Here is a 24,592-nt window from a genome sequence, read left to right on the forward strand (position 1 = left end):
TGGGGTTCATGGATCGCACTCGGAAAGCCCGGTGATCCATTGCGATGAAACTCGCGTGCAGGTGCTCAAAGAGCCGGATCGTGATCCGACCAGTCAATCCTGGATGTGGGTGCAGGCCAGTGGCCCGCCTGATCGACAAGTCGTGCTGTTCGATTACACCACCAGCCGCGCGCAGGAGGTGCCGCTGCGCCTGCTGGAGGGCTATCGCGGTTACGTGATGACCGATGATTACGCCGGCTACAACGCGTTGGCGCTACAGTCGGGCGTTGAACGACTGGCGTGCATGGCGCATGTCCGGCGTAAATTCGTCGAAGCGCAGAAGGTGCAGCCTAAGGGCAAGACCGGTCGCGCCGATGTTGCGCTGACGATGATCAACAAACTGTATGGCATCGAACGCGACCTCAAGGATGCCAGCGATGAACAGCGATTCCTCGGTCGTCAGGAACGAAGCCTGCCGATCCTTGAGCAGTTGAAAAGTTGGCTCGACAAGACGCACTCACAGGTGACACCGCAAAGCGTACTGGGCAAGGCGGTGCTTTACCTGGCAAACAACTGGAACCGCTTGGAGCGGTATGTCGAGGCGGGCCACCTGCCGATCGACAACAACCTGGCAGAGCGGGCCATAAAGCCGTTTGTGATCGGGCGCAAAGCTTGGCTGTTCAGTGACACGCCCAAGGGAGCCACGGCTAGCGCGCAGATCTACAGCTTGGTCGAAACCGCCAAGGTCAACGGCCAAGAGCCCTATACGTGGCTGCGCCACGTCCTGGAGCGACTGCCGCACGCCTCATCGATAGCAGACTACGAAGCGCTGCTGCCATGGAACTGTTCGCCAGAGATGCCACGGTAACCTTGGCTTCCACCTTCTGGTAGGTGGGGTTCATGGATCGGTTACCTTCAGGCTGCAGGCCACCAGTTCTAGTCCGTGGTCCAGCATGCCGCCCGGGTAGGCATGGTGGTGGCTTTCGCTGGCGGGGAGTTGCTGTACATAGGCGGCATAGCGGCGGATCGGGTCAAGGTAGAGCTGATCGAACTGAGGCTCGGAGAGCGCTGTGTATTGCCAGATGCGCTGCAGCAGCTTTTTCCGGTGGTCGGCATGCAGCAGGGATTCTGAGGGGAGTGGGAGGAGAAACCCTTCGGGCGCTGGAGCGAGCGTGGGCTCTGTGGCATTGCCTTTTTGATGTTTAAACCACCAGCGCTTCATCGCGGTACCTACTTTGGATTCAGAAGGTCCTTTTGCCTTTTCGGATAGGCCTCTTACCCTTGTGCCCCCTTACTATTGCCGCCGTTACCCTTTACCCCCTTGGTCCGTTTCGCGAACGCGAAAATCCGAGACCTAGCGCATCGGGTTACGTGCTGGATCGGAATGGTCTGCCCTTTTCTCGAGGGGTAGACTGTCCGGCATCATTTGGGGGTAGATAGTCTGATGACGTTGAGCGATGCCATTTTGATCGTGCTACTGGCCGACCGGATTCATGGGACGGATGCTGCCATTCGATCAGCAGCCAAGCGCTGTGTGAAAAAGCTGCCACGCAGTCAGCGCGATATGTTGTTCAAGATTGGCAACAGTCCTGCGCCTAGGAAACTAGTGGGTCATCTCTGCCAGTTCTTGGCGGACTGATTAGTCACATAGAGATATGTGCACATTTTGCAGGATGAAAAGTTAGCTGAAGAGAGAATTAGTGCTCGGCTAGTAGATATGTCTCAGGTAACATTCCTTCACATGCCCCAATCCTAGGAAAGATTTCACATGTCCAAGCTTGCCGAATTTAAAGCACTGGAAGCGCAACTGGCCGCGCAACTTCAACAGCTGGACGCGATGAAAAATGATTCCGGCCTGAAGCAGGAAATCGAGTTTGAACAAAAGCTCAAGGCCTTGCTGGATGAGTACGGCATGAACCTGCGCCAGGTCATCACCATTCTCGACCCGTCCAAGGGCGTGAGCGTGAGTACCGCCAGCGCCTCCACCAGCGTTCAGCGCAAGCCTCGCGAGGTAAAGCGCTACAAGAATCCACACAGCGGTGAGGTCGTCGAAACCAAGGGCGGCAACCACAAGATCCTCAAGCAGTGGAAGCAGGAGCACGGTTCGGACACTGTCGAGGGCTGGCTGCAGTAATCGACTGCTCAGACTCAGCAGCGGATGCCCGACAACGGGCAAAATAAAGGCCCCGATCATGGGGCCTTTTTGCTGAAAGTGTCACGCTGTTAGTCGTTCAGTCGTTTCAGTGGCCTGATCGGACTGTAGCGCCAGCAGGTATTCGGACGCCTCACGGGCCTGGCCGCTGGCGCGGAAAATCGCCCGCTTGTCTTCCTTGAGGATTTTCAGCCAGGAGGCCAGGTACTCCTCGTGACGCAGCTCACCCTGGGTGCCGGTCAGCGCGCAGAGAAATGCAGCGCCCATCTCCGCAACCAACTCCTCGAATGCGTACGCTGCGGATCCGAACGCGTGTCCGCCAGTGATGCCTTCGCGGTTCAGACGCGAACGGTGACCCGACCAGTGTGTCAGTTCATGCAGAGCCGTCGCATAGTAGCTGCCGACGTCCTCGAACTGAGCCTTGGTGGGCAACTGGATGAGATCACGCACTGGCTGATAAAAGGCGTCATCGCCATAGCGATGCTCGATTCGGGCTCCACTGGCGACCAGCAGTTGCTCGGCGGGGGCATGATCGATGAAGGCCGCTTGTCCGTCGTTTTCGTCGCCACTTGGCTCTTCGTCAGGCAAGTCCTCGGTCTGCTCGATGTTGAACAGGCAATGCGTCCGTAGAAGCGCGAACTGCACCATCTTGATGTTGCCTTGCTCATCACGAACGACCTGACCGTCCTCGTCGTGCGCTTCCTTGCTCATGGGTTTGTACAGCACCGCGAGGGTCGATTGCTCGCCCTTGCGTACATGGCCACCGGCCTTGCGCGCCTGGTTGAAGGTGAGCCAACGATCCTCGCGGAAACCGCGCAGACGGGCCTCGGCCCACAACAGCGGAATGTTGATGCCAGCGTAAGGGCGCCGAGTGATGGCGTTGATGGGAAAAGGCGAGTCAGCATGCAAGCCTGTGGTGGTCCAGGGTTTGATCCAAGGGATCACACCTTGATTCAGGGCGCTGACGACCTTGTTGGTGACGTCCAGGTAGATATCGGACATGACGTTCTCCGTTGTGAAGGGGGAACGCCGCCCGACCGGGAAGTGTTCCCGGTTGGGGTGAAAGGGGCAGTGGATGGGCTGGAGGGGTCAGAGAGCGGCGATGTCTACCGTGATCTCATCGGCCAGCCGGATGAATAGGAAAGCCGGGCCGCTGCGTGGTGTGATGCGAGCCAGCTGTAACCGTGGTGGGACGGACGCAGGTGATGTGTTTCCGCGCTGCGGGGAGTGGCACTTCAGCTCGACCGGGCACTGCACAGTACGGGGTGCTGAGGTCAGGACGCTGTCGAGCAGGGCCGTCAAGCGCTGTGCTGATTGCCTGGCGGAGTCGTTGTCTGTGGCGGCTCCAACGAACTGTCGCCATACGCCTGGGCTCAGTACCACGGCGGTGGAGAAGGGGGTGATCCTGGACATTGGAACCTCCGGGCAGCGGATTCCGCGATCCCGCAGCAGGGCGCCAGCGTGGATCTGCTCGCTACGCAGCGAGCAGGGAGCGTGCATGTATTAAAACGCCCTCGGAGGGGAGGTCAATCTCCAATCCGCAACCCAATGGGTGCGTCTGTCCAGAGCGTTCCAAGGAGGAAAATCGACCTCAAATGCCTGACCAACGGCACTCTTCAATCCTCCGCAATGTGGTGCGAAATACGTCCAAAAAAGGCCCCGTTGCGAGGGGCTTCTGGACGCGGGTAAAGCCTGCAGCAGCCTTCAAGATTTTCTCTCAGGGTTAACCTCGGCGGCCAAGTACACGTGGGTGGATGTGGCTTCAACCACCAGTGATCCCGCTGTCCCGCGAAGACTGGCCAGGACAGGATCATCGATGTCGAAGTACTCGGCGAAATCATCGCCACCAAATTCGTCTCGAGCGCGATTCCACCAGGAATCGAAGTCGTCGACGTCAGGGTTGCAGCCGGTGGCGTAGGCCACGCGTTTGCGGCCGTCCCCATCCGGTTTGTTCTCGCCGACCTCCGACATGAGGTAGACACCGTGGTCCTTGACCAAAATGACCCGGCAGCCATTGATACCGGCCTCGGCCAACACGGCATGAAGTTCAGTGCCTGTGAAACGCAGCATGGTGAGATCCTCCAGAGGGTGCGGAGGAATGCCACCCGTGCGGGGAAATTCCCAGCACTGGAATGGATTGAGTAAGGTCGAGTCAAAGACGTAGGCTCGGTGAGCCAGAGGATTAGAGAGCGTTCATCACCGTGGGAGCGGTAACCATGCGAGCTGCCGAACGCGAATCGCATTTGGGGATAACCATCACCGGAGGGACGTAGCCTTGAAGTTTAAGGCTACCTGGGATGCTGGAAAACCAGCGATTGCACTTCCTAAATAGCAAGCGGGTAGGCCGCGGTCAACGGTAAGTCAGATGCATAATCAGGCTTCGCGTCCACATCGTTCCATGATGCTGTTTTAGTCTGGTCCCAAATGATGAGCGGTACTGCTCGCAGGTGTGAAAGGAGTAGACTTGAGTCTTGGATCCAACGAGCTATACGCCGGTGGAGGTGCAATATGAATTGCCATATCCGTTCTCATTCATCTTCGGGTCGTCTGGGATCTAGTCTAGGCACAGCTTGGCGGAATTTAATCCTCAAGGTGACTAGCTCTGAGAGGCTGGCAAAAAGCCCCCGTAGAAAAGTTTTGGAGACGGTGGCCGGCAAGCTACTTTGCTTATTTGGTCTTATTGCTGTAGCTACCGCTTTCGCTTTGCTGATCATCACCAATCTGGCAGTTGCTGTAATACGCAGCTGGTGGGGGGGCGTCGAACCTGTGGCGAGTCGAGAAGAACCAACCCCAGACTATTTGGGCGCGGATCTCTATATTGGCGATTACGATAGTAACGGTCATTACATAGGTGACTGCAAATCATCTGATTGATTTCTTTCCGGCATTGGTCAGTTGGGCTGTGCCTTTGCTTGCGGCGTCGCTCGCAGCCCTACCGCCATTTGCCAGCATGCTCTGTATTCCGTTCCCCACGGAGTACCCTGCCCAACTCATTGCGCCGACGAACAATGCCGGCAAGACAATGAACATCGCACCCATTACGTACTCAATCACCTGCGCGGTGACTGTCCCATCCATGAACCCTGCAGTAGGTAATGACAACAGTGTCTGATCCGTGGCTGAGACTTGGTGGTACAGCGTGTCCAGCATACTCGAGTCGATCCATCGGGCGAGTTCCCACCAGAACGTCAGCATGTGCAGGGTGAACAGCGCGAAGGTGATCGTCATCAGCGCCTTGAGCTGGTAGGTGCTGATCAGCAGCACCAGTGGCAGGCTGATGATCGTGCCCATGATTAAAAAAGCCTGAACCATCGGCAATGCAGCGCGCAGTGCATTCATCGCCGGGAAATTGCTGAATGAACCCAGGGCCAGGCCGGTGTTGGTGGCGAGGTTATTGAGCCCTTGCGTCAACGAGCCGCCTCGGGCACTGCTGCCGTAGTCCTGGAACACCTGACCAGGCGCCATGCTCAACGACTGCTGCCGCGGGCTCACCAGTTCACGCAGGGTGGCGTCTTCGATCTCGGTGGAGGTCCGTCCTGTCAGCCAGTCGCGCAACTGCGTGAGGAGACTTGGATCAACCTCGGCAACCAGGCGATCACGCAACCCGACTGTGTCATCGCTCCACCATTGCTTGCAGGTAGGGAAGCCCGCGCCGTTTTCCAACCGGGGCAACGAGGTATCTCGCGTCTCGTCGTACGGCCAATCGATTCTGGGTGTGCGCGAGCGATCCGTGTCGTAGTAACCCGGCGTGTCGAGCAAGTACGAAGAGCCGATCCAGGACGCATCGTAGCTCTGCGATTCGTCCAGCTCGGGGCGATTGGTAAACAGCCGCGAGCGCGAAAAGCCGTAGCAGTCGCGGGTGAAGTCGGCGACTTCCTGTAGCAGCACCTGGTCGTTGATCCGCGAGCTGTCGATCTCCATGCGCATCGCACGGATGTCAGGGGCGCACGGAATCGACGCGGTGGCCGCGGCCGTGATGCCTTTGCTCATGGCATGAACAAGGAACCACCACACCGGCACATTCGCTGACTTCTCGCCGATGGTGTTGAACGTCGTGCCCCAGGCCGTGTCGGTGGGCTTGGCCATCGACACCCCGCAGCGTTGGCTCGCCGCATCGTCAAAGGTCACCGAGGACAGGTTCAACGGGAAAAACGGCATGCAGCCAAACAGGATGACCACGTAGCTCATCCACAACCGGTTCTCGACGCGTGGAATCGACAGCAAGCCCTTGTTACCCTCGTCGGCACCCTGTTGGCGGGCCGACAGCCATTCTTGCAGGATGATTGCGCCAAACGGCGCAGCGAACAGCCCTGTATCTGCCAACGTGTTCCAGATGCCATTGTTGATGATCCAGGCCAGCAGCGACAGGTAGTACTCAAGGTAGCTGTTGGTGCTCATGTTCATGACTGCACCTCACACGCGCGACAGTTCGACCAGGATGATTGAGCCGAAGCCAATCAGTCCAAGGCGCATGAGTCGTTGCTGCTCCTCGGGCGCTGGCCGCAAGCGCAGCACTGCGGTCCAACCGGCGAAGATCAGGGTGTACAGCAGGGCGCGCCAGTAGGCGAAATAGGGTGACGTCAGCCGGGCTGGTTCGAACCCATCAAGCTGGGCGTCAGTCAGGTGCAGCGCCATCCAGGCAATCAGCAACATGGCCACAATGGCGCCGAAGATCAGCAGGACCTGGATGACCGTGGTCCTCAAAGAAAACGGCATCATGGTGTGCCCCTCTCTTGTTCAGCCCGGCGCAGGCGGTCCGGCTGCGGGTCGCGCTGATCGATGCTACGCGAGGCGTCGGCGCCGCCGGCGTGGCGATCAAGGACCAAGCTGGCGGTGTTGGTGGCCAGCAACTGGCGTACCTGCAGTTCCGTTTGCAGCAGGCGGATCTCGCGCTCCAGCGTTTCGCCATTGCTGTCGAGGGCGGTGGTGGCGGGCTGCGCCGATGCCACATTGGGCTCACGGCTGCCGGCCAGCAATGTACGCTGCAGCAGCATTGCCTTGTAGATCACACTCGACAGCGCGGTCTCACTGGCCAAGCGCCGGGCCAGCAGGTTCTGGTCAGGATCGTCGCGCAGGCCCTCGATGACCCCGCGCGAAACGGGCAGCAAAGGGCTGGAGACTTTGCCAAGGTTTTCCGGTGTAGGCTGCTCAGCGCCCGACAGCATGCGCTGTAGGCCTTCAAGGTGCTGCGTGTAGGTTTCCTGGATCAGCGGCGTGAGGCCTGTACCCGCGCTGACGCGCAACGTCTCGCAGTCATCACAGGTCTCCACCTCGGTTTCTCCGAGCACCCGAGTGGCCCATTCGGAAGCCTCCTCGGGAGTCGGCCAGGCTTGGCAGATCGCGCCAGTCTGGCATCCCAAGCCGATGGCTGATGTGTCCTCGACCGAGCGGTTGTGCAGCAGGTTATAGCCCGCCTTGACCACGTCCGAGGTCACCCGAATGGGTGCCTGGCCATGGCCACCGGCTTTCTGTCCGCCGACCCAGCTGACACCGTTGTTACCATTGTTCGATTCGGTGTTTTTCACCGCCACCATGGCATCCCCGTCGGACTGCTCCAGATTGCGCTGCATTTCCTGGTTCTGTGCCAGCGCCCCCCAACCGGCTTGGTCCACCTTGTCCGCCATTCTGGCCGCCATCGCCTGGCAGGTGAGCTTTGAGCGATCAAAGTCAATGCGCCCCTGCAGCACGCCGTTGCTCAGCAGCTCATACAGCCCGGGGTTGGCGCGCTGGATGATCATCGCCGGCAAGGACATCACCGCCTGGGTGGCGTTTTGGATGACGTTGCCCATGATCTGCTGGAAGCCTTGAGTGGCACCGTTGAGCTGGTTCTGCAGGGTATTGGAGAGGTTCATGTTTCCGCACATCATGTTCGCGCGCCAGGACAGGCCCACGCCGAGCCCGCTGGGGCGGTAGAGCGAGGAGGGCGCACCCGCCGCCGATCCGCCGCCGATGGTGTACATCACGCGGTCGTCCAACACCTGGGCCTGATCCCCAAGGTGGTAGCCGTTCTCGGCGGCATGGCCTGCGGCGCACACGAGGAAGCATGCCAGTCCGAACGAGAGGGCGTTCATGACTCGCCGCCGTCAAAGTCGATGCTGAACAGGAAGGTCTGCCCCATGCGCTGGCAGCAGCGGTAGGGTCGCCACAGCGTCCAGGCATAGGCGCCCTCGGCACTCTGGATCGTCGGGCTGGGGAAGATGGCGCAGGTGCTCTGAATCACTGGTGCGAGCAACTGCCAGCGGTGGTTGTTGACGTTGTTCTCCATCACCGGCTGCGGCGGCCAATAGCCCGGCGAGGGCGTTGGCTGCAGCGGCAGATAGACATGCGGTTGGCCGACGCGCGTGATGAAATCACTGGCGCGCTGCGCCATCACGGCGGAGGCTTTGAAGTCGTCGGGCTGTACCAGAAAACCCTGCCGTGGGTAGACGCTGCCCCACATGTTGCCGAGGGCCTGGCTGCCAATCTCGCGCATGCCCGGTATAAGTGCCTGCGGATAGACGGACTCGGGGATGGCGTGGCGCCAGGCCAGCGGATCGAGCGTGCTGAGGTAGTAGGGCGCCAGGGGCACCGCCCCGCTCGGACACGCATAGCCGAAGCTGTGAGCCAGGACAGTCAACGCAGCGCCGCCGGGATGCCCGATGCCGTCGACATTCTTGAAACGGGGCAGGTTGTTGCGCTGTGGCGAAGGCGTGATCAGGTTGCCGCCGCCTTGCGACGCGGGCGTCGGCACCGACAATGCGGACATCTCGTCCCAGGGATTACCGCCGGTGTCGGAATAGCTCGATACCACCAACTCGGGGATGAAATGCCGGACTTTGGGCGAGGTCCTCACCGAGCAGCCGAACGGCGTGCAGAGCAACCAGTAGCAGATCCCGACGATTCGGTACTCCAGACACTGCAGCGACGTGACGGAGGCAATGATGGCGGGGGTGGTCAGCGCCAGACACTGCTCGGTAGCCATGAACAAAACGATCGCCATGAACGCACGGACACGATCAGTCTTCTTGGGCTGTGGTGCTCTGCATGGGGGCGTGACGGTCACGTTCATGGGCAGCGCTCGGCAGGTGGCAGCGGTGTGCATCCATGCGCCAAGCTGCAGCATCCCGGATCAGGCAAAAGAGCGAGACGAACAAACCGAGGCCGGGGTGATCGGTTTCGTCCGTCGCTCAACTGAAGGCTGCGAATAGTGCGAAAACATCAATGGAGTACAAATGTACTCCTGTCGATTTTCATAGAGGGAAAGGGCTTCGAATTACGCTGGTACTGAGGTGTTCACGACATGCCGCGCAGGCGATCGATCTCCGCGGCGACCTGCAGGGCGGCGTCCAGCTCGGACTGCTGATGCGCTTCCATCAGCCGCCAGCGCTGGGCTTTTTCCTCGGGTTCAGTCATGGCCAGGGCGAGGTACAGACTCGGCGGTACCGCGCGAAACAGCGTCTCCAGCTGCTTCGACAAGACCACGCCCTCGGTGTACTTGCCCGAGGCCTTGCTCGCCGACAGCAGCAGGGTCTTTTGTGCCGGCGTGAGTTTCTTGAAGCGCGCGATCTCTTCGATCTCCGCTGGCGGCATGTTCAGGCAGATCCACCACTCGATCATGTTGAGCATGGTCTGCGCAGCGTCGGGGAAGTCGGCCAGATTCTGCGTTGCCAACCAGAACCAGGCACCGAGCTTGCGCCACATCTTGGTGCCCTTGACCACAAAGGGCGCCAGCAGCGGATTCTTGGTGATGATGTGGCCTTCGTCGGTGATCATGATGATCGGGCGACCGAGGTACTGGTCGCGCTCGGCGAGGTTGTTCACCGTGTTCATCAGGCTGATGTAGCTGATCGACAGCTGCGCTTCATAGCCCTCACGGGCATAGGTGGCCAAGTCGACGATCGTGACATCGCTCTCCGGCCAGGGTGTACCTGGTCGGTCAAACAGCGCACCCTCGAAGCCCTGGCAGAACAGGTCGATGGACTCGGCCATTTCCTGGGCCCGCTCGCGACGCTTGTCGGGTAGGTAGGCATCGCTGGCCACTGTTCGAAGCGCATCGCGGACATGGCGCGTCATGACCTGCTGGCCGGTGGCCGCACAGTGCCTGGCCGCGTCGAGGATGCACTCGCGGATCAGGCTGCGGTCTGCCCGGGTGAGTCGCGCTTCTTCCTTGGCTTCGCCGCCGGTGATCATCAGGCGGGCGGTGATCTCCAGCTCGCCCAGCACGTCGCGTTGCTCGTCACTGTCTGACGCAATCTCATCCAGATCCTCGGTCGACAGGCTGGCGACCTGGTCGGGGTGTTCGATTAGCCGCCGAGCATCGGCGAAAGGCGCCAGGCTCAAGCCGCTGTCCGGTTTGAGCTGGACCTTGTTGACGCTCAGCCCGAGGGTAGCGAAGTAGTCGCCCTGCAGGCCGAAGGAATTGCCGGCTTCGACGATAAACAGCCGGGGTCGGTACACGGCCATGACCTGCATCAGGATCGAGACCAGGGTGGCCGACTTGCCGGCGCCAGTTGGGCCGAACAACAGCAGGTGGCCATTCATGGAGCGGTCAAAGCGTGACAGTGGATCGAACGACAGGGGCGCACCACCACGATTGAAAAAGGTGATGCCCGGGTTACCGGTACCGATGGTGCGTCCCCACAGGGGCAGCAGGTTGGCGACATGCTGGGCAAACAACAATCGGGTGTACCAGTTGCGCGTATCGCGGGCGGGGTTGTAGACCATCGGCAGCCAGCGCAGGTAGCTGTTGCACGCGGCGACTTCATCACCCTCGCGTACCGGCTGCAGGCCGGCGCCGAGCAGCACATTGGCCGCCTGGATGGAGCGCTGGCGCAGTTGCGATTCATCGGTGCCACGCAGGTACAGCGCCAAGGTGCCGCGGTATAGCTTGTGCTGGCGGCCGATCAACGCGCGGGCCTCTTCCACGTCCTGGCGGGTCTGAGTCGAGGCCAGGTTCTCGCCAATGGCTTTGCGCGCCAGGCGATTGAGCTGCTCCTCGAGCACATCTTGGGGCGTGATCACCAAGGTCAGGCTCATGATGGCCTGCTCCGGCAATTGGTCAAACAACGCGTTGAGCGCCTCGCCTTTGCGGGTCTCGCCGGTCAACTGGCCGATATGCGGTGGCTTGCGTAGTTTGTCGACCACCATCACGGCGTGTGGCTGGTGATCGAAGTACCACAGCCCCTGCTCGCTGTCCGAGCGAGGCTCATGGAAAAACAGTCGCTCGGCAAAGTCGTGGTCGAACGGCAGCGACAGGCCATCGCCGTCATCTGACTCAGGGTAGAGCACACGTCTATAGAATGCCGCCGGTGATTCGCCAGTGAGGGTCGGGGCTGGGTTGAACCAGGGCAGCAACCAGGCGTAGAAGTCATTTCCGTTAAGCCGGCGGGGATTGACTCCGCAGGCCTGCAACGAGGCCACCAGGCGGTCACAGGTCCTCCCCAACAACTGAACCGGGCTCTGCCCGTCGTCGTCGGGCTGGTCGCCGAGCCAGCGATAGACAACCAGCCGAATCCGCCGATTGCTGCCGCGCCAAGGCAGATGCGAGACAACATGGTCATCAAACAAGCCGCCTGGCTTGGCGATGGCGTCGAGGTGACGCTGCATCAACGCGAGGAAAGCTTGGGTGAACGGCCTACCTATTGCCCGCGGCGCGACGTACTGCTCCAGGCGTTCCAGATAAGGGGAAAAATCATTGTCGTCCTGGCAGAAAAACTGCACGACCCAAGGCGCCTGGTCGAGCTCGTCGAAGCTGTCCTGCAGCGCATCTTCCAGCGCATCGCGCGCCGCCATCAACCATTCGGGCTCACGGCCTTCGGTCCCGATCGGCTGCAACTCGAACACGGCGCCGACCGAGCGGTTGTCGTCGAGCAGAAAGCACTGGTCTTCCTCGAGGTATTCGACCCAGGGCAAGTGGTCGGTGAAGCTGGGGTTGTGCGCATATTGGGCGGCCTCATCCGCGCGCGTTGCGCGCCGGCGCTGTACCGCGCGCCAGGGCTGCCAGTGCGGCGGGGCGCGATCTGCGTCATCGTCCATCACAGATCGTCCAGGCGTTCACCGGGCAGCGCGTACTGGACCTTCTCGTACAGTGGGAACACGGTTGAGTAGCCGGGCACTGGCGCCTGCTGGGTGCCGGCCAGGTGCGGGTACACGTACATCACCAGGTCCGGGTTGGGCAGTCGCGGGAATTGGGCGCGGATCTCATTAGCCGCCGTGCGGGTGTAGGCGCTCTGGTCTTTGATCAGGCGCTCGGGGTCGAGCACCGGCCGGCGCAGTTCGCTGCGTGCTTGCTGCAACTGCTGCTGCGTGCCCACCGTGCCATCGCTGTTCCAGATATCCAGCATGGTTTGGCCGCCGTGGGGCAGCATGTCGTCCTTGCTGGTGGTGCAGCCCGCCAGGTGCAGGCAAAGCAGCAGGCTAATCCAGATCCAGTACCGAAACGGATGGGCTTTCATGGTTCACTCTCCGGCCTTTAGGTTCGTAGTCGATGCTGATTTCGTGATCCAGGTGCAGGGCCACCCTGGCCCCCGGTGGAACGTAGATGGCGGCGAAGGCCTCGCCGTAGAGCTTGTTGACCCACTCACGGATATCGCCAATGCCACCGCTGATGACTGAGTTCAGCGCGCTGTTGCCGCTGTTCTGCGACAGCCCCAGGTTGCCGCTGGCCGAGCTGATGAACGAGGTGTTGTTCTGCTCGCTACCCAGCGCTGCAGCGAAGCCGGCGCCGGCTGCAGTGATCAGGCTCTGGCTGCCCAAGTACTGCTGGGCGTTGGAGCGTCGCTCGCCGGCGATGCAGGGGATGCCGTAAGGGTCGGAGATGTAGCCCAGGCCTCCGCGGATCTTTTCGGTGTCTGAGGTCTGGGTGCTGCTGCGGTTGCGGCTGACCACCTTCTGCGGCTGCGGCACTGTGCGGACAGTACCGTCGCTGAAGACAAAGGTGATCGACTCGACCTGGCCACGCACGCAGGACAAGGTCCAGTCACCGGCCGCAGTACCGCTCATGACCGCACCGATCACGTTCGGCAGGTCGATGCCGTTGGCGGTAAGGTTGTCCGGTCCCACCAGCACCTTGAACGGGTAGGGATCGTTCACCGTGCCGTCCACCGGCACGCGGCCAATCAGGGCGGTCATGGCGATCGAGCCCATCAGGGTCGAGTTTTCGGGGATTGTGTAGACCGGCTTGGCACCCTCGGCCCGATCCTGAGTGTTTCCCAGGTCGCGCTCGCCTTTGGTCATGGCACGTAGCTGGTCTTGGCCGCGGTCGATCGCGTTGTTGTCCAGACCGTGCAGATCCTTGAACCTCGACGTCAGCGCCGACAATGGACCCTCGGCCTTGCTGGCCACTTCCTGGCTGGGGCGTGCATTGGACGGTTCGATCCACTGCACCGCATCCGCCGGCGGTTGGGCCCCGGAGAATTGTTGTTCGTCACCCGGCTCGAGACCGAAGCCCACCGGCACGTCGGACTTCGTGGTGAGCTGGTCCTTGAGCCTGGACAGCAAACCCTGGGTCTCGCGGTGCTGCTGCTCGGCCTTCTGCCGGGCATCGTTGGCCTGTTGGCGTTGCTCGGCGACTTGCTGGGTGACACTGCTCAACTTGCTCTGAATGCGAGTGTCGATATTGCCTTCGCGCGTGCGCAGCCGATTGTTCTCGGTTTGCAGCGTCTCGTTGCCTTTCTTCAGCGACAGCATCTCGCTGCGCATCGCCTTGACCTGGCCGATCAACGTGGCCACGGTGTCGCGCGGCGTGTCGCCGGCGATACCGAGGGCCTTGGCCTGCTCCCGGCTGAGAGTGGGGTTCTCTGGATCAGGGGCAGGTTGAGCGTCCGGCGCCGCCACCCAGGATTTGCCGATGATCAGCACGATCCCCAGCAGAACGCCAGGTACCAGCCATTTCAGCAAGCCGTTAGCTTTCATGATCGGCGGCCTCCGGTGCTGGAGGTGGTAGCAGCAGCGCGTGCTTCAGGTCGCCGCCGCGGGTGACGAGGTACGCCACGGTGGTGTCTTCAGGTGTACCAGCGTGCCCCAGGTACTCGTGCTGGAAGGTGGCGGCGTATAATGTGGCCTGCAGGTGACGCGGGTCCAGCGTGATCTTTGTCGGCCCACGGTTGACGATCTTCACCGCCGTAATCCAAAAAACACCCAACCGCCAGGCTGCGAGCCCCTTGATGGCCACGCGTTCGGTAGGCAAGAGCGTGCTGAACGCACCAGACTCGCCCAGCGGTACCCGGCGCACACCGGGCAATGGCGCCACGGCGCGCAGCGGCGCATACAGGTTCTGCGCCGCATAGCGAGTCAGCACAACCGGTACCGGCGTCGCTGCAGGCGTGGCGTCCTTCGCGGTTTCCACGTCCGGCGCCTGAGCCTGGGCAACGACCTTGACCGGCTCAAGCGACTCGCTACCTTCGAGTGCTTCGATGTCGACCAGGATGATGTCCCCTGACTTCACCGACTGCAGCTGCAGTCGAGTAGGGGGGATGGCTTCCGACGCACGCAGGTACACCGTTCCGCCGACCGACTGCACGCGCAGCTTGTTGGTGATCGCGCTGGGCAGCCCGACGCGGACATCCTCATCCAGCATCAGGATACGTTCCTGGCCCACCGTCAGCGGCACGGCCAGCGGCAGGCGGTCCCAGTACTTGACCTCGACGGCAGCTACGGCTGAACACCAGCCGGTGACCAAGACCAGAATCAGGATTAAGACACGCATCATCACGCACCTCCCGGCAGTGTCAGCTTCTGCGGTGTGCCTTCGTAGCAGTCCAGGGCCAGGCCCCACTTGTTGTGCTCGGGATCGACGTCGAAGCGCACTACGCGCAGCGGGTAGCGCACCACCACGCGCTTCACCGGCTCGGCGGCGTAGTACTCATCGGCATTGAGGTCGAGCTTGACCAGCCAGCTGTGCTTATCCAGCTGCTTCACGCGCAGGCCGGGATCGTCGCTGTAGCCGCGGCCCAGCACCTCGTACACGCCGCGCACGCGGCCGCGCAGTTCGCCGGCGGCCTTGCGGTACTCGAAGTCGCCGTCGAAGAAGGTCTTGCACGCAGGAGTCAGGTAGGGCTGGAGGGCAAAGATGGCGCGGTGATAGTCGACCTCACCATCGGTGGGCCAACGGTTGAGCTGGCCGAAAATGTACAGCGCGAAGGCATATATGTTTTCGGGGGGCACGTCCCACCACTTGCGTGTGCTGCCGGAGCGCAGGTCGGGTGGCACATGAATGGTCAGTTCGGAGGGTGCGGACTGCCAGCCATACCAGAGCCCACTGCACAGCAGCGCCAAGGTCGCCACGGCCAGACGCAGGCTGAGGATATGCGCCTGCTGTGCATCCACTTTGTTGCGGAAGCGGCTCATGAGGTGGTCCTCACAGGCCGACGCATACGCCGAACGGTCCAAGGACCCGAATGCAAGATCAGTTGGTGGCTACCGATGCCCCAGTGCACCGCCAGGTGCCACTGCAGGCGTCGGTACAGCCAGGTTTCCGGACGTGCGCGCTTGGCCCGTCGCAGCAGCTTGCCGCCGCCGAGCAATACCAACGCCATGCACAGGAACATGCAGGTGGGGAGGGTGGCGATGGACGAAGTGGCCACCGCTAGCGGCCCGCCCAGAATCAGGCCCAGCGAGGCTCCGACCACCAGGGCGACCCACATCTCGTCGTTGGTTAGACCACGCAGGACTGCCGGGTCACGGTTGAGGCGTTCCGGCAGGAAGGTGAGGGTGCCGTCGGGGAGGGTGGCAGGGGCGTCGGACATGGCGACCTCACAGGATTGTGGCGGCTTTGGTCAGGAACCACAGGATCACCACGACCAACAGCGCACCGACACCGACCACCGCGCCGAGATCCTTCCAGGTCTTGCGCTGGTTCTGCACGTCGGCATAGACGGTGAGCGAGTGCCAGGCCACACCCAGGAAAGCGAGAGTCGCGATCAGTAGCCCGAGTAGGATGCCGCCGTCGTAGGCATAGTTCTTGATGGTGTCGATCAGGCCCGCACCTTCCCCGCGTGAGGGGGCTTCCATGGTTGGCAGATCGGCCCACGCCAGCGTTGAACTCAGCAGCACTAAGGCGCCGAGTAGGGTGTTCAAGCAGATTTCCCGCAGCAGAATGAGGGGACAGTGGCAACGATGGGAGAGGTTCATGGTAAGGTCTCCTGGTTACGACAGCATGAAAAACATCAGCACGATCAAGGCGAGAGCCAGGCGCAACGTGCTGCCGCCGAGCGTCCCGAAACTGGTGTTCCCGGCTGCCCAGCCGCGGTAGCCGGTCCACAGCGCCCAGGCGCACCAGAGCAATGCCAGTACCAGAACCGATGAGCGCCACAGCACCGAACTGAGCTGCGGGGTAAATCCGGCAACAACGGAAAATGCACTCAATTGAGCGTCAGTCATGCTCATTGGATGGGCTCGAATGAGGCGCCTCAGTGCGATAGTCACCGGTCAGCTCAGCCTGGTCGGCCGGTTGCGCACGGGAGGGTGAAAGGTACTTATCAATGCCTTGGCGCACACGCGCTATGTCCGCAGCGAACCTCAGGTAGTCGAAGTGGTAGCGAGCCTTATGAGCGTCGGTAGCGCTGCTACGCGCTCGGTCGGCCAACTGTTCGATTGACGTGATCTGCCGCTGGACAAGGCCTAAGTTAGAGCGCTCGCGAACATCTTGAGCCGCAGCATCGAGCGTTACCAAATAGACAAGTAGTAGAACGTAGGGAAAAGGCATCATGGTGATATCCAGCCGAAAGTCACACGTTCACTGTATTGAGTTACGCAGGTGTTTGCATGAAATAAAGAGATTTACGGCTGTTCGATTTAGATAGGTGAAATTCGGCGGTTTACCAGATTCACCTCGGTGGAAATCATTGGCAGAGTGAGATGGAATACAGGCGGGCAGGGAGAGTTTAATATTTCGTAGCCCGATGGTAATGGTTAACTTTGGATTAAGGTGAAGAATTGGTCGGTGTGTTTGAAATATTAATGCTCGGGTGCGTAAAGGCTGTGGGCTCAAGGGACAGTACTTAGTGTGGTGCGCATTTTTAAAATCCATTGAGCCCAAGCAAATTTTTTATCCTCACGTGCTACTTGCGTGGAGTATTCAGGCGGCTCCGTTGTTATCGACCGTTTTGGTGCGCCGATTAATGGATATTGAAGCTTTTGAAGATGACTTGTGTACCTCGCAGCGACAGCCGTGAACGCCCTTTAAGATGCTATTATAAGTTCTCGGGGGGACTTCATTGTGGCTGTGGGCACAGTTGAATCGGTAGGTTACACCAGGTTTCGAGGTTTTCCAATCGCTTTCTAATAAGACCAGTCCGAGTTTTTCTCCCTTGGACCTAAGGTTATCAAGATGGCGAGGATGATGTACTTTCATAGAGTCGAGAATTTGTGCGCGCACTGACGAGTTACGGGTCACGCATGAGGGACATTGGTGCCATTTAGCCTTGAAACGTAGATCAAAAGAAGTTTTAAATACGTATGCGCATGCGTTGCAAGTCCAAGTGTATTTATGGTGCTTGCCGTGCCAAGCTGTTTCCTTTACTGTTAAGTTGTGTGCGTTGGCTAGATTTAGCAGACTTTTCAATCCCTGGGCATGAAGCATCGGCAAATGATCTTTCAATGGGAGAGGGGCAGGTATTGTCCAAGGACGTATTAGTTCGGAATTTGTTAGCGCGGACTCAATTTTTTGCCGAATGTCTTCGGCCTGGAATGGGTATTTGTATTCGTGCACTTCGATAAGGGTGATCTGAAGTTTTTTACACATTACTGCCTTTTGCTTATCTCGTTGCAGTTGTTCGTTGTAGCTTTTTTCAGTTTTATGGCGTTGCCGTTGCGAGTGCCAAGCCCCTTGGTACTCGAAAGCAATGCGCTGAACAGCATTGTAGCCATCGAGCTCTAGCCATGCATAAGGCTGAACCAAGTCAGGATTGTAACGTTGATAGAAGCGCTTCTTACGTAATGAGACCCCTAGAACGCTACTAAGTATGCTGCGTGTTATCGATTCGCCGACAAAAGGCGAGCAGTCTGGGCATCCTCGACCACTAAATATTTTTTGAGGGACATGAAAAATCTCATGCCCCTCATTGCAGCGCATATATAATTTCTGACGTTGATTTACGTAACTTTCTTCTGGTTCAAGTGGTGTAAAGCCATGCTCGATGAGCCGTACCTTCAAGGTCTGATAAGGTGTACGATATCTAAGGCGAGATGCGTCTCCTTTACAGCGTTGACAGCCTGCTGGTGAGCGCTTGCCTTTCTGTACATGAACGGAAGCTACGGGGGTAAAGGTGAAATCGTGTTCTGGGCAAAAAACCGTCACCTTACTACCCCAAGTGTGTAGCTCATCCTGAAGGTATGGATATTGATATTTTGTACCGTGTGTATGCAGCGCCTTTAATTTGAACGTGTTTATCAATATTGGACGGTTGCGTTCCTGGCGCTCTGCAGTCGATAGCATTCTGCCGGCGGTTTTGCATAGAGGGCAAAAGTGACTGCCACGCAAGTGAGCCTCCGCACTTTGTTTGGACGTTATATTGTGTTCGACACATCGGATACTGATGATTTCTCTTGCGTTGCTACTTTCGAATCTCACTTGGCTGTAGTCATTCTGTCTTCCGAAAAGCGCCAAAGCGTTGGCTATGAATTGCCGTCGATAATCACAAAGGTTGCAGCCCTGTCCATTCAGATGTGTCTGAGGCAGCAATCTGAACCAGCCATGTTGCTGACAGTTGACTTCGCAATGGCGGGACATAAAGGTGAATTGTGATTCTTCGTATTGATAAGCTTTGGGGTGCTTACTATCTGCAGCGATGACGAACTCCAAGAACTCAGGGTTCTCACTGATTTTGAGATGGGAATGCTGAGAGGGAAGTGCTTCTCGCAAAGCCTGCAAACGTGGTAGGTTCTTCTGTAAACGGACGCATTCACGGCATCCGTTGCCGGCCAACAATGATTGTGCTTTGATACTCCAATGGACATCATGGACTGTGCAGTGCGCGTGAGCTTGGGTCAGAAAACCTGACCATGGACTTTCGGTTGTGACCGCCAGAGATACACCAAACTTTTCTCGAATTCGAGAAAACCACTCTTGCTCTGTTAATATCATGCCTTCAGACACGCAGTCCTTGCAGCGAGAGCCTTCAGCATGACGTTGTGCACGTTGGGGAAAGGGCCCGTGGTTGGGGCAGACGATGGTGACTTTGTGATTGTACCCCAGATAACTGGATTCATCGTATTGATAAAAGTCATTATGTTGGATCCTTGCCCGCAACTGAAACTCAGAGAATAGTACTCTTTTGCTCGCGTATAGCGGTTCATTAGATGCACTGATTTTTTCACCCTTACACTTTGCGCAGCCTGCTCCACGCAGGTGAACATCGGGGACTTGTTCAAAATATTGCTGATGTCGTCGGCAGTAAATGGTTATCGGTGTACGAGCATTGATATAGTCCACTGCTATATAATCAAAAGCATCGCCATGAACTCCTTGTGCGTCACTAATAAACTGTTTTCGACCTTTGCCATGGCGGGCACGAGCTCCGTCGGCTTTGCATTGACGGCATCCACCTTTCTTGCTGAGGTGCCGGTCTGGGGCCACCTCAAATCGGACGGCTGGAAAATGGCGTAGGCAGTAGAGGGTAAGCGGTGTGCGAGCGTCGACATAAATCGCGTCTTGGTAGCCGAATTGCTGATCGTATTTTTCCTTGGATTTAGCAATAAAAGACTTTGTGTCGTGAACCCGCCCCATGGACGACCTCCTAATTAGTTTGTTAGCAAGCAGTATTCAACTTGTCTGTCTAGGCGGTAGGGCGTTGAATGTATCGTTTAGGCGTCCGCCCCTGGATTTGATATCTATGTTTTTGGAGAGGTACTCAAAGCCTACCACACACGGTTAGCTAGCCATCTGCTAAAAGGGGAAGGCCCATCAAAGGTATTTTTTAAACGTTGCTGCGCTAATAGCGATCATGATGGCGAGGAGTACAGCACAGGGCAACAATACCCAGTTTGGATTGATCGACCAAGGCAGTGACAGATAAATCACCCAGGGGCTTACCATCAGCGGCAGCAATGTCCGCTTCGCTCGGTGGTAGACAAAGCTGCTCTCCCGGTCTGCCCCGAATTTACGAAGGTCGCGGCGCATCAACCCGTCGACAGTGCCGGTGATCACGGCGAGCAGGAAAAGGGGGATGGCCAGGGTGAGGACGGCCAGGCGCACTACAAAGGTGAAAACGGTGAAAAGAGCTGCCAGCAGGTAGTCCTGTGCCACGACATACACCTGGGCGAACTGTCCCTGCAGCGATGCCTCGCTACTAAGCAGCTTCAGCTGGGCGTCGGATTGCGCCCAGCCAGAGCGGACCACGACCCAGTCGTTCAGGTGTTCAAGGATTTTCGCGGTCGCTTGCGCTGGTTCTTGCACGAGCAGCGAAGCCTTAAAGTGGCTGCTGAGCCAGCCGAGCTCGGTCTGCCACATGGCATGGCTGTGATGCCAGCGTTGCTCTGGCCAGAACCACAGCATGCCTATGAACTCCAGCACGATGGAGAACACCAGCGCGGCGAACAGCAGGCCGAGCAGCCTTAGGCATAGCTCGAGCGTGCCGAAGATAAGCCCCGGGCGTCGTTGTGCGGGAGGTTGACTGGGTGCGGTGGTGGGCATACGGGCTCCGCAGGACTCGATTGTTGCCGGGCCGCTTACGAGGCACGTCTACGTCCAGGCGGTGGCATCTCGGGATCGAAGTCGACTGTCGGCGCACCTCCGGCACTGATCCACCAAGTACCCGCATTGGCGTTGTAGGACTCGCGCATGCGTGCAGCGAGGGCCTGTAGGTCCGCTGGCATGGTATCTTCACTGGCCGGTTTGGGCAGCGGCATCCGTACCTTCCACAGTTGCCCGCCTTCTTGGAACGAAAACATCTGGCCCTTCGGCAGGGCGATGATGTGTGCGGGCTCGATCAGCGGCACGGCGGTGGTGGTGACACGGTCTTGCGAGGATGAGGTGAAGTCCGTGTGAGCATCGGGGTCCGCCGTATCGGTCGCCCCGGAGACCAAGGTGCGTGTCTGCACGTTCACCTTGGGCAGTTGATTGGTTAATAGTTCCGCCGTCGCGGTTTCCCGCACCCGCAGCATCTGCAAGGTGTTGAAATTACCGATGACCTGGCCAGCCTTGGCCCGGCTGCCGATGCGCGCCTCGATGTCGCTCAAGGTCTGGGTATACGCGGTGACCTGGATACCGGCACCCCCGCCCTTGTTGATCAGCGGAATGAACTCATCGCCCATCAGCTCGTTGAACTCATCGGCGTGCAGGTTGATAGGTACCTTCTCCGCCGCACTGGAAGAGCCAGGCAGGCCGTGGTCGATGCCATGCTTGTAGATATGACCGGCCACGGAGACTAAGTCGGCAAACATCGAGTTACCGACGGCGGCGGCGACCTCGGCATCGGACAGCGCATCCAGGCCGACGTAGACGATGCCGCGTTTACGGATGACCTGCAGCCAGTCGAAGATCGGCCGTGGATCGTCCAGGTCGGTGTAGTTGGGGGCGAGCAGTTGCGCCGTCTTGCCGCTGGTGAGCTTTTCCAGCAACGGTAGGAGCGAGGCGACGATCTTGTCGAAGTAGGTGCGGTCATAACGCACGGCCGAGCGTAGGCCGTCCATCACTGGATCGAAGATGCGCTTGGCGGTTAGGTATTGTTCGATGGCGACTACGCGTTTTTCTCGACCAATCATGTGCCGCGGTATGTTCTTTTCGTTGAGGCGACCCTCAATCTGCACGATCACTTCCCAGGCCTGGGGATCATGGCGGGCGAAGAAGTGCTGGGCATATTCGATGAACAGCGCATCGATGTTCACCACGTGCCGCTGGATCTGCAGGTAGTCCGGGCGCCGGCCCAGTTCGATCAGGGCGCGGGCGATGATGTTGACAAAGCGCCAGGCGAACTCGCGAAACGCTGCGGAGTTGCCTTCACCACTCAGTTGGCCGGCGATCCGTGTGGCCACTTCCGAGATCCGGCCAAAGCGGCCGATGGCGTTGTAGCGCGCGGAGATCTCCGGCCAGCCCAGGTGAAAGACGTAAAATTCGTTTTCGCGACCAGCTCGCTTTGCATCCGCATACATGCTGGTGAGGAGCTCGGCATCGCCCTTGGGGTCGAAGACGATCACCACTTCCCGAGTAGGCCGGTGGATATCCTGAGTGATGTACACCTGGGCCACACGTGTTTTACCCACCCGGGTGGTGCCCAGTACCAACGTGTGGCCCACGCGTTCGATCAATGGCAACGAGACCTCCTGCTCATTCGGCTCGACGCCATGCAACAACGGTGAACCGCCGACCGGCGGCAGCGGACGCACCGGATTGAACGGGCTGTCCCACGCGGTCAGACGGGGCAGGAGTGATAACCCGGGTGGGGCCTTTTCCAGCACATGTTCCATCCGGCGTGCCCATTGATAGGCGGCTGATTGGTTGACGTAGCGGGCCAGCGCCGGATCCTGCGCCTCAAGCAGGCGCTGGGTGTGCAGGCGGGTCCAGCGAAAGCCGCGGCCCATAAACAGGCGTTTGCCACTCACCGGAATCTGCCGGCTGGTCAGCGAGTAGCGCGGTAAGCGTCGGATGTTGCGCCGATAGCGCAGGACGATCCGGGCTTCGTTGAGCCGCTTCAAGCCGAACGCGGTGTAGGCCAGGGCCATCCCTGTGCCCACCTCGGGCGACAATGCCACCGCCCAGGGCGAGTGCAGGCACAAGGCGCCGGCACCCGCGCAGATGCCCACGGTGTACAGCTCCACCGCCGGCCGCAGCAGGGATTCCATCGCATGGTCACCCATGATGCTTCCTCATTGCTCCAGGCCGGTGGGTGTGATGAGCACGGGGTAGTGCTGCAGCTCCAGCCGCTCGGCGATGTCGTCGCCACTCACCGGCCAGATGTTCACTCCAGGGGCTGCCGCCTGGATGCGGCGCAAGGCTTGGACATCGGTGACCTCGACCGCCAGTCCGCTGGCGCCCAGGTCCTGCAGAGCCTGCGCATGGCGGGACAACCAGTCCAAGGAGACAGTGTCCTGCCCGACCAGGAATAACGGTGTGATGGCTGGAAGGTTCAGAGCTCTAGTCTGCACGGTACCCGGCGTGAGGCGCTCGCTGCGCACCGGCAGCACCCACTTCAGTTTGCTGGGATCGGGGGGCATGCTCGGGGCGGCGACCGCGGTGAGCGGTAGCGACAGACAGATGGCCAGCGCCATCGGGCATGAGCGGTTCATGGCTGTGTCCCTCCAGGAGAAGACACGAGCGCCTCGATGCGCTGCCAGTGTCGGCTGAACTGTCTGCGATAGCGCGCCGCAGGTGCACTGCCGGCTGGTCGGTGATAGCGACCGGCCGCCACGACCCAGTCGCCCGTGTCGGCATAGTGCGTGCGCAACAGATCGGCGGTGACAGCGAGGTTCGCGCGTGGGTCGAGGGCGTCGCAGGCGCTGGGGTAGCGGTCCGGGTGGTAGCCAAGGTTGGTCTGTCCCAGTCCGACATCGATGCGTTTGGGGTTGTGGTCGGCGAGCGCCAGGCGAAGCGCGGCACAGGCTTCATGGCGGCTGGCAAAGCGCTGCGGCGTGCCGGCAACATTCAAGGTCCAGGGCCAGGGCATGAGGTGGCCGCGCAGCGGTGTGCCGCTTTCCTGCAAGGCGATGGCGAACAGCACGGAGGCGGGGATACCGGCCCGCGCGGCGGCCAACTGATAGGCTGGCGGCGGCAGGGCGCCCGCCTGAGCGGCGCTGACGCCGGTCAAGGCCAAGGCGAGGATCAGTCGAGGCGCTGCCATTTTCCGTCTACCTGTTGGAAGCGTGCCGGCAACGGGCGGCTGGCGCCCAGCGCGAGCCAGCGACCGCGGTCGTGGTTGAGGGTCACCTGGCCGCTGCTGACTTGGGCGGGGGTAATGCCAGCGCCACGCGCCCACTGGCGCAGACGCGCATCGTCACCTTGGCTGCCGACCAGGTACACGTCCAGGCGTGCGCCGGCACGCAGCCACTCCTGGGTACGGGTCACACAGGCTGGGCAATGTTCTTCCACGAACAGGGCAGTGCGGCTGCTGCTCGTGGACGCTGCGTCGTCGGCCATGCCCTGCACAGGCAGCATTCCTGGGAACAGGCGCGCCCAGGCGGCGGTGTAGGCTTTCTGGTAGGCCAACTCGCGTTCGGCGCGTTTGGCTTCGAGACGGACCTGCAGCTCGGCATAGCGCTGCCGCTCTTGGTCCGAGTCGGCCTCCACGCCCAGGGTAGTGAGCGGGTCGAGCTGTGGCGACCAGTAGTGGCGGGGGCCGGCCTGCAGACGCCTGAACATGGCCCACTCGTCATCGGTCAGCCCCCAGGCCTTGGCTTGAGCCGCAGCGGAATGCTGGTGATCCAATCGCGTCTGCTCGCTGTACTGTGGGGCAGAGTCGACCAGCGTCGGTGCGCTCCAGGCCGAGCCTGCCAGCAGGCCGGCGGGGAGAAGGCTGAGCGAGAGGACGAAGAACCGAGCCATAAGCACCT

At 59.9% G+C, this 24,592-nt stretch carries 24 protein-coding genes and 2 pseudogenes; 4 read left to right on the top strand and 22 right to left on the bottom strand.

Features of this window, described 5'->3' with window-relative positions; translation table 11 throughout:
- Window positions 1-22: 22 nt before the first annotated feature.
- Window positions 23-847: pseudogene (locus tag AC3B5Q_RS09270) on the top strand (IS66-like element ISPpu15 family transposase); the annotation flags it as partial.
- Window positions 848-889: 42 nt separating this feature from the next.
- Here AC3B5Q_RS09270 and AC3B5Q_RS09275 read toward each other — a convergent pair.
- Window positions 890-1,201 (bottom strand): annotated as a pseudogene (locus tag AC3B5Q_RS09275) (TraI domain-containing protein); the annotation flags it as partial.
- A 222-nt stretch (window positions 1,202-1,423) separates the two neighbouring features.
- Between AC3B5Q_RS09275 and AC3B5Q_RS09280 the strand changes: the two are divergent.
- Entirely contained in the window at window positions 1,424-1,618 is a 195-nt protein-coding gene (locus tag AC3B5Q_RS09280; protein ID WP_488393000.1) for a DUF7740 domain-containing protein, read from the top strand.
- A gap of 129 nt (window positions 1,619-1,747) precedes the next feature.
- Entirely contained in the window at window positions 1,748-2,113 is a 366-nt protein-coding gene (locus AC3B5Q_RS09285; protein ID WP_488393001.1) for a histone-like nucleoid-structuring protein, MvaT/MvaU family, read from the top strand.
- Between the two features lie 81 nt (window positions 2,114-2,194).
- On the opposite strand, the gene AC3B5Q_RS09290 is transcribed toward AC3B5Q_RS09285, so the two are convergent.
- Entirely contained in the window at window positions 2,195-3,133 is a 939-nt protein-coding gene (locus AC3B5Q_RS09290) for an ArdC family protein (RefSeq protein ID WP_051095761.1), read from the bottom strand.
- Between the two features lie 702 nt (window positions 3,134-3,835).
- Entirely contained in the window at window positions 3,836-4,201 is a 366-nt protein-coding gene (locus AC3B5Q_RS09295; protein ID WP_488393002.1) for a DUF3085 domain-containing protein, read from the bottom strand.
- 438 nt (window positions 4,202-4,639) lie between these two features.
- On the opposite strand from AC3B5Q_RS09295, the gene AC3B5Q_RS09300 reads away from it, so the two are divergent.
- A complete protein-coding gene (locus AC3B5Q_RS09300) occupies window positions 4,640-5,005 on the top strand; it encodes a hypothetical protein (RefSeq protein WP_488393003.1) in 366 nt (121 codons plus the stop codon).
- Here AC3B5Q_RS09300 and AC3B5Q_RS09305 read toward each other — a convergent pair.
- The 19 genes from AC3B5Q_RS09305 to AC3B5Q_RS09395 form a co-directional block, all read right to left on the bottom strand.
- Window positions 4,994-6,535, bottom strand: a complete 1,542-nt coding sequence (locus tag AC3B5Q_RS09305) for a conjugal transfer protein TraG N-terminal domain-containing protein (RefSeq protein WP_488393004.1) — start codon at window positions 6,533-6,535, stop codon at window positions 4,994-4,996. The genes AC3B5Q_RS09300 and AC3B5Q_RS09305 overlap by 12 nt on opposite strands.
- A 9-nt stretch (window positions 6,536-6,544) precedes the next feature.
- The gene (locus AC3B5Q_RS09310; RefSeq protein WP_488393005.1) at window positions 6,545-6,850 is read right to left on the bottom strand and encodes a hypothetical protein; all 306 of its coding nucleotides are present in this window, start codon (window positions 6,848-6,850) and stop codon (window positions 6,545-6,547) included.
- Window positions 6,847-8,202, bottom strand: a complete 1,356-nt coding sequence (locus AC3B5Q_RS09315; protein WP_488393006.1) for an integrating conjugative element protein — start codon at window positions 8,200-8,202, stop codon at window positions 6,847-6,849. The genes AC3B5Q_RS09310 and AC3B5Q_RS09315 overlap by 4 nt, the downstream gene beginning before the upstream one ends.
- A complete protein-coding gene (locus AC3B5Q_RS09320; protein WP_488393120.1) occupies window positions 8,199-9,110 on the bottom strand; it encodes a TIGR03756 family integrating conjugative element protein in 912 nt (303 codons plus the stop codon). Before AC3B5Q_RS09320 ends, AC3B5Q_RS09315 begins: the two co-directional genes overlap by 4 nt.
- A gap of 293 nt (window positions 9,111-9,403) precedes the next feature.
- Complete coding sequence (locus AC3B5Q_RS09325; protein ID WP_488393007.1) at window positions 9,404-12,145, bottom strand: conjugative transfer ATPase; 2,742 nt, start codon at window positions 12,143-12,145, stop codon at window positions 9,404-9,406.
- A complete protein-coding gene (locus AC3B5Q_RS09330; RefSeq protein WP_488393008.1) occupies window positions 12,145-12,564 on the bottom strand; it encodes a TIGR03751 family conjugal transfer lipoprotein in 420 nt (139 codons plus the stop codon). The genes AC3B5Q_RS09325 and AC3B5Q_RS09330 overlap by 1 nt, the downstream gene beginning before the upstream one ends.
- The gene (locus AC3B5Q_RS09335) at window positions 12,527-14,023 is read right to left on the bottom strand and encodes a TIGR03752 family integrating conjugative element protein (protein WP_488393009.1); all 1,497 of its coding nucleotides are present in this window, start codon (window positions 14,021-14,023) and stop codon (window positions 12,527-12,529) included. Before AC3B5Q_RS09335 ends, AC3B5Q_RS09330 begins: the two co-directional genes overlap by 38 nt.
- Window positions 14,013-14,819 (bottom strand): TIGR03749 family integrating conjugative element protein, encoded by an 807-nt coding sequence (locus tag AC3B5Q_RS09340; RefSeq protein ID WP_488393010.1) that lies wholly within the window; start codon window positions 14,817-14,819, stop codon window positions 14,013-14,015. The genes AC3B5Q_RS09335 and AC3B5Q_RS09340 overlap by 11 nt, the downstream gene beginning before the upstream one ends.
- Window positions 14,819-15,457 (bottom strand): PFL_4703 family integrating conjugative element protein, encoded by a 639-nt coding sequence (locus AC3B5Q_RS09345; RefSeq protein WP_488393011.1) that lies wholly within the window; start codon window positions 15,455-15,457, stop codon window positions 14,819-14,821. The genes AC3B5Q_RS09340 and AC3B5Q_RS09345 overlap by 1 nt, the downstream gene beginning before the upstream one ends.
- On the bottom strand, window positions 15,454-15,855 hold the full coding sequence (locus AC3B5Q_RS09350) for a TIGR03750 family conjugal transfer protein (RefSeq protein ID WP_488393012.1): 402 nt from the start codon (window positions 15,853-15,855) through the stop codon (window positions 15,454-15,456). The genes AC3B5Q_RS09345 and AC3B5Q_RS09350 overlap by 4 nt, the downstream gene beginning before the upstream one ends.
- Window positions 15,856-15,862: 7 nt before the next feature.
- Window positions 15,863-16,240: a TIGR03745 family integrating conjugative element membrane protein gene (locus AC3B5Q_RS09355; RefSeq protein WP_488393013.1), complete on the bottom strand. Its 378-nt coding sequence runs from the start codon at window positions 16,238-16,240 to the stop codon at window positions 15,863-15,865.
- Window positions 16,241-16,255: 15 nt separating this feature from the next.
- Complete coding sequence (locus AC3B5Q_RS09360; RefSeq protein WP_488393014.1) at window positions 16,256-16,495, bottom strand: TIGR03758 family integrating conjugative element protein; 240 nt, start codon at window positions 16,493-16,495, stop codon at window positions 16,256-16,258.
- Window positions 16,482-16,817, bottom strand: a complete 336-nt coding sequence (locus tag AC3B5Q_RS09365) for an integrative conjugative element protein, RAQPRD family (protein WP_488393015.1) — start codon at window positions 16,815-16,817, stop codon at window positions 16,482-16,484. The genes AC3B5Q_RS09360 and AC3B5Q_RS09365 overlap by 14 nt, the downstream gene beginning before the upstream one ends.
- A 369-nt stretch (window positions 16,818-17,186) precedes the next feature.
- Entirely contained in the window at window positions 17,187-19,835 is a 2,649-nt protein-coding gene (locus AC3B5Q_RS09370) for a DUF723 domain-containing protein (protein WP_488393016.1), read from the bottom strand.
- Between the two features lie 177 nt (window positions 19,836-20,012).
- Window positions 20,013-20,741, bottom strand: a complete 729-nt coding sequence (locus tag AC3B5Q_RS09375; protein ID WP_488393017.1) for a TIGR03747 family integrating conjugative element membrane protein — start codon at window positions 20,739-20,741, stop codon at window positions 20,013-20,015.
- A gap of 35 nt (window positions 20,742-20,776) precedes the next feature.
- Window positions 20,777-22,903 (bottom strand): type IV conjugative transfer system coupling protein TraD, encoded by a 2,127-nt coding sequence (traD, locus tag AC3B5Q_RS09380; RefSeq protein WP_488393018.1) that lies wholly within the window; start codon window positions 22,901-22,903, stop codon window positions 20,777-20,779.
- 9 nt (window positions 22,904-22,912) lie between these two features.
- A complete protein-coding gene (locus AC3B5Q_RS09385; protein ID WP_488393019.1) occupies window positions 22,913-23,332 on the bottom strand; it encodes an integrating conjugative element protein in 420 nt (139 codons plus the stop codon).
- Window positions 23,329-23,883: a lysozyme family protein gene (locus AC3B5Q_RS09390; protein ID WP_488393020.1), complete on the bottom strand. Its 555-nt coding sequence runs from the start codon at window positions 23,881-23,883 to the stop codon at window positions 23,329-23,331. The genes AC3B5Q_RS09385 and AC3B5Q_RS09390 overlap by 4 nt, the downstream gene beginning before the upstream one ends.
- Window positions 23,865-24,584, bottom strand: coding sequence for a TIGR03759 family integrating conjugative element protein (locus AC3B5Q_RS09395; protein ID WP_488393121.1), 720 nt, complete (start codon window positions 24,582-24,584; stop codon window positions 23,865-23,867). The genes AC3B5Q_RS09390 and AC3B5Q_RS09395 overlap by 19 nt, the downstream gene beginning before the upstream one ends.
- Window positions 24,585-24,592 lie beyond the last annotated feature (8 nt).

This window comes from Pseudomonas sp. D5(2026) (genome assembly GCF_057766845.1).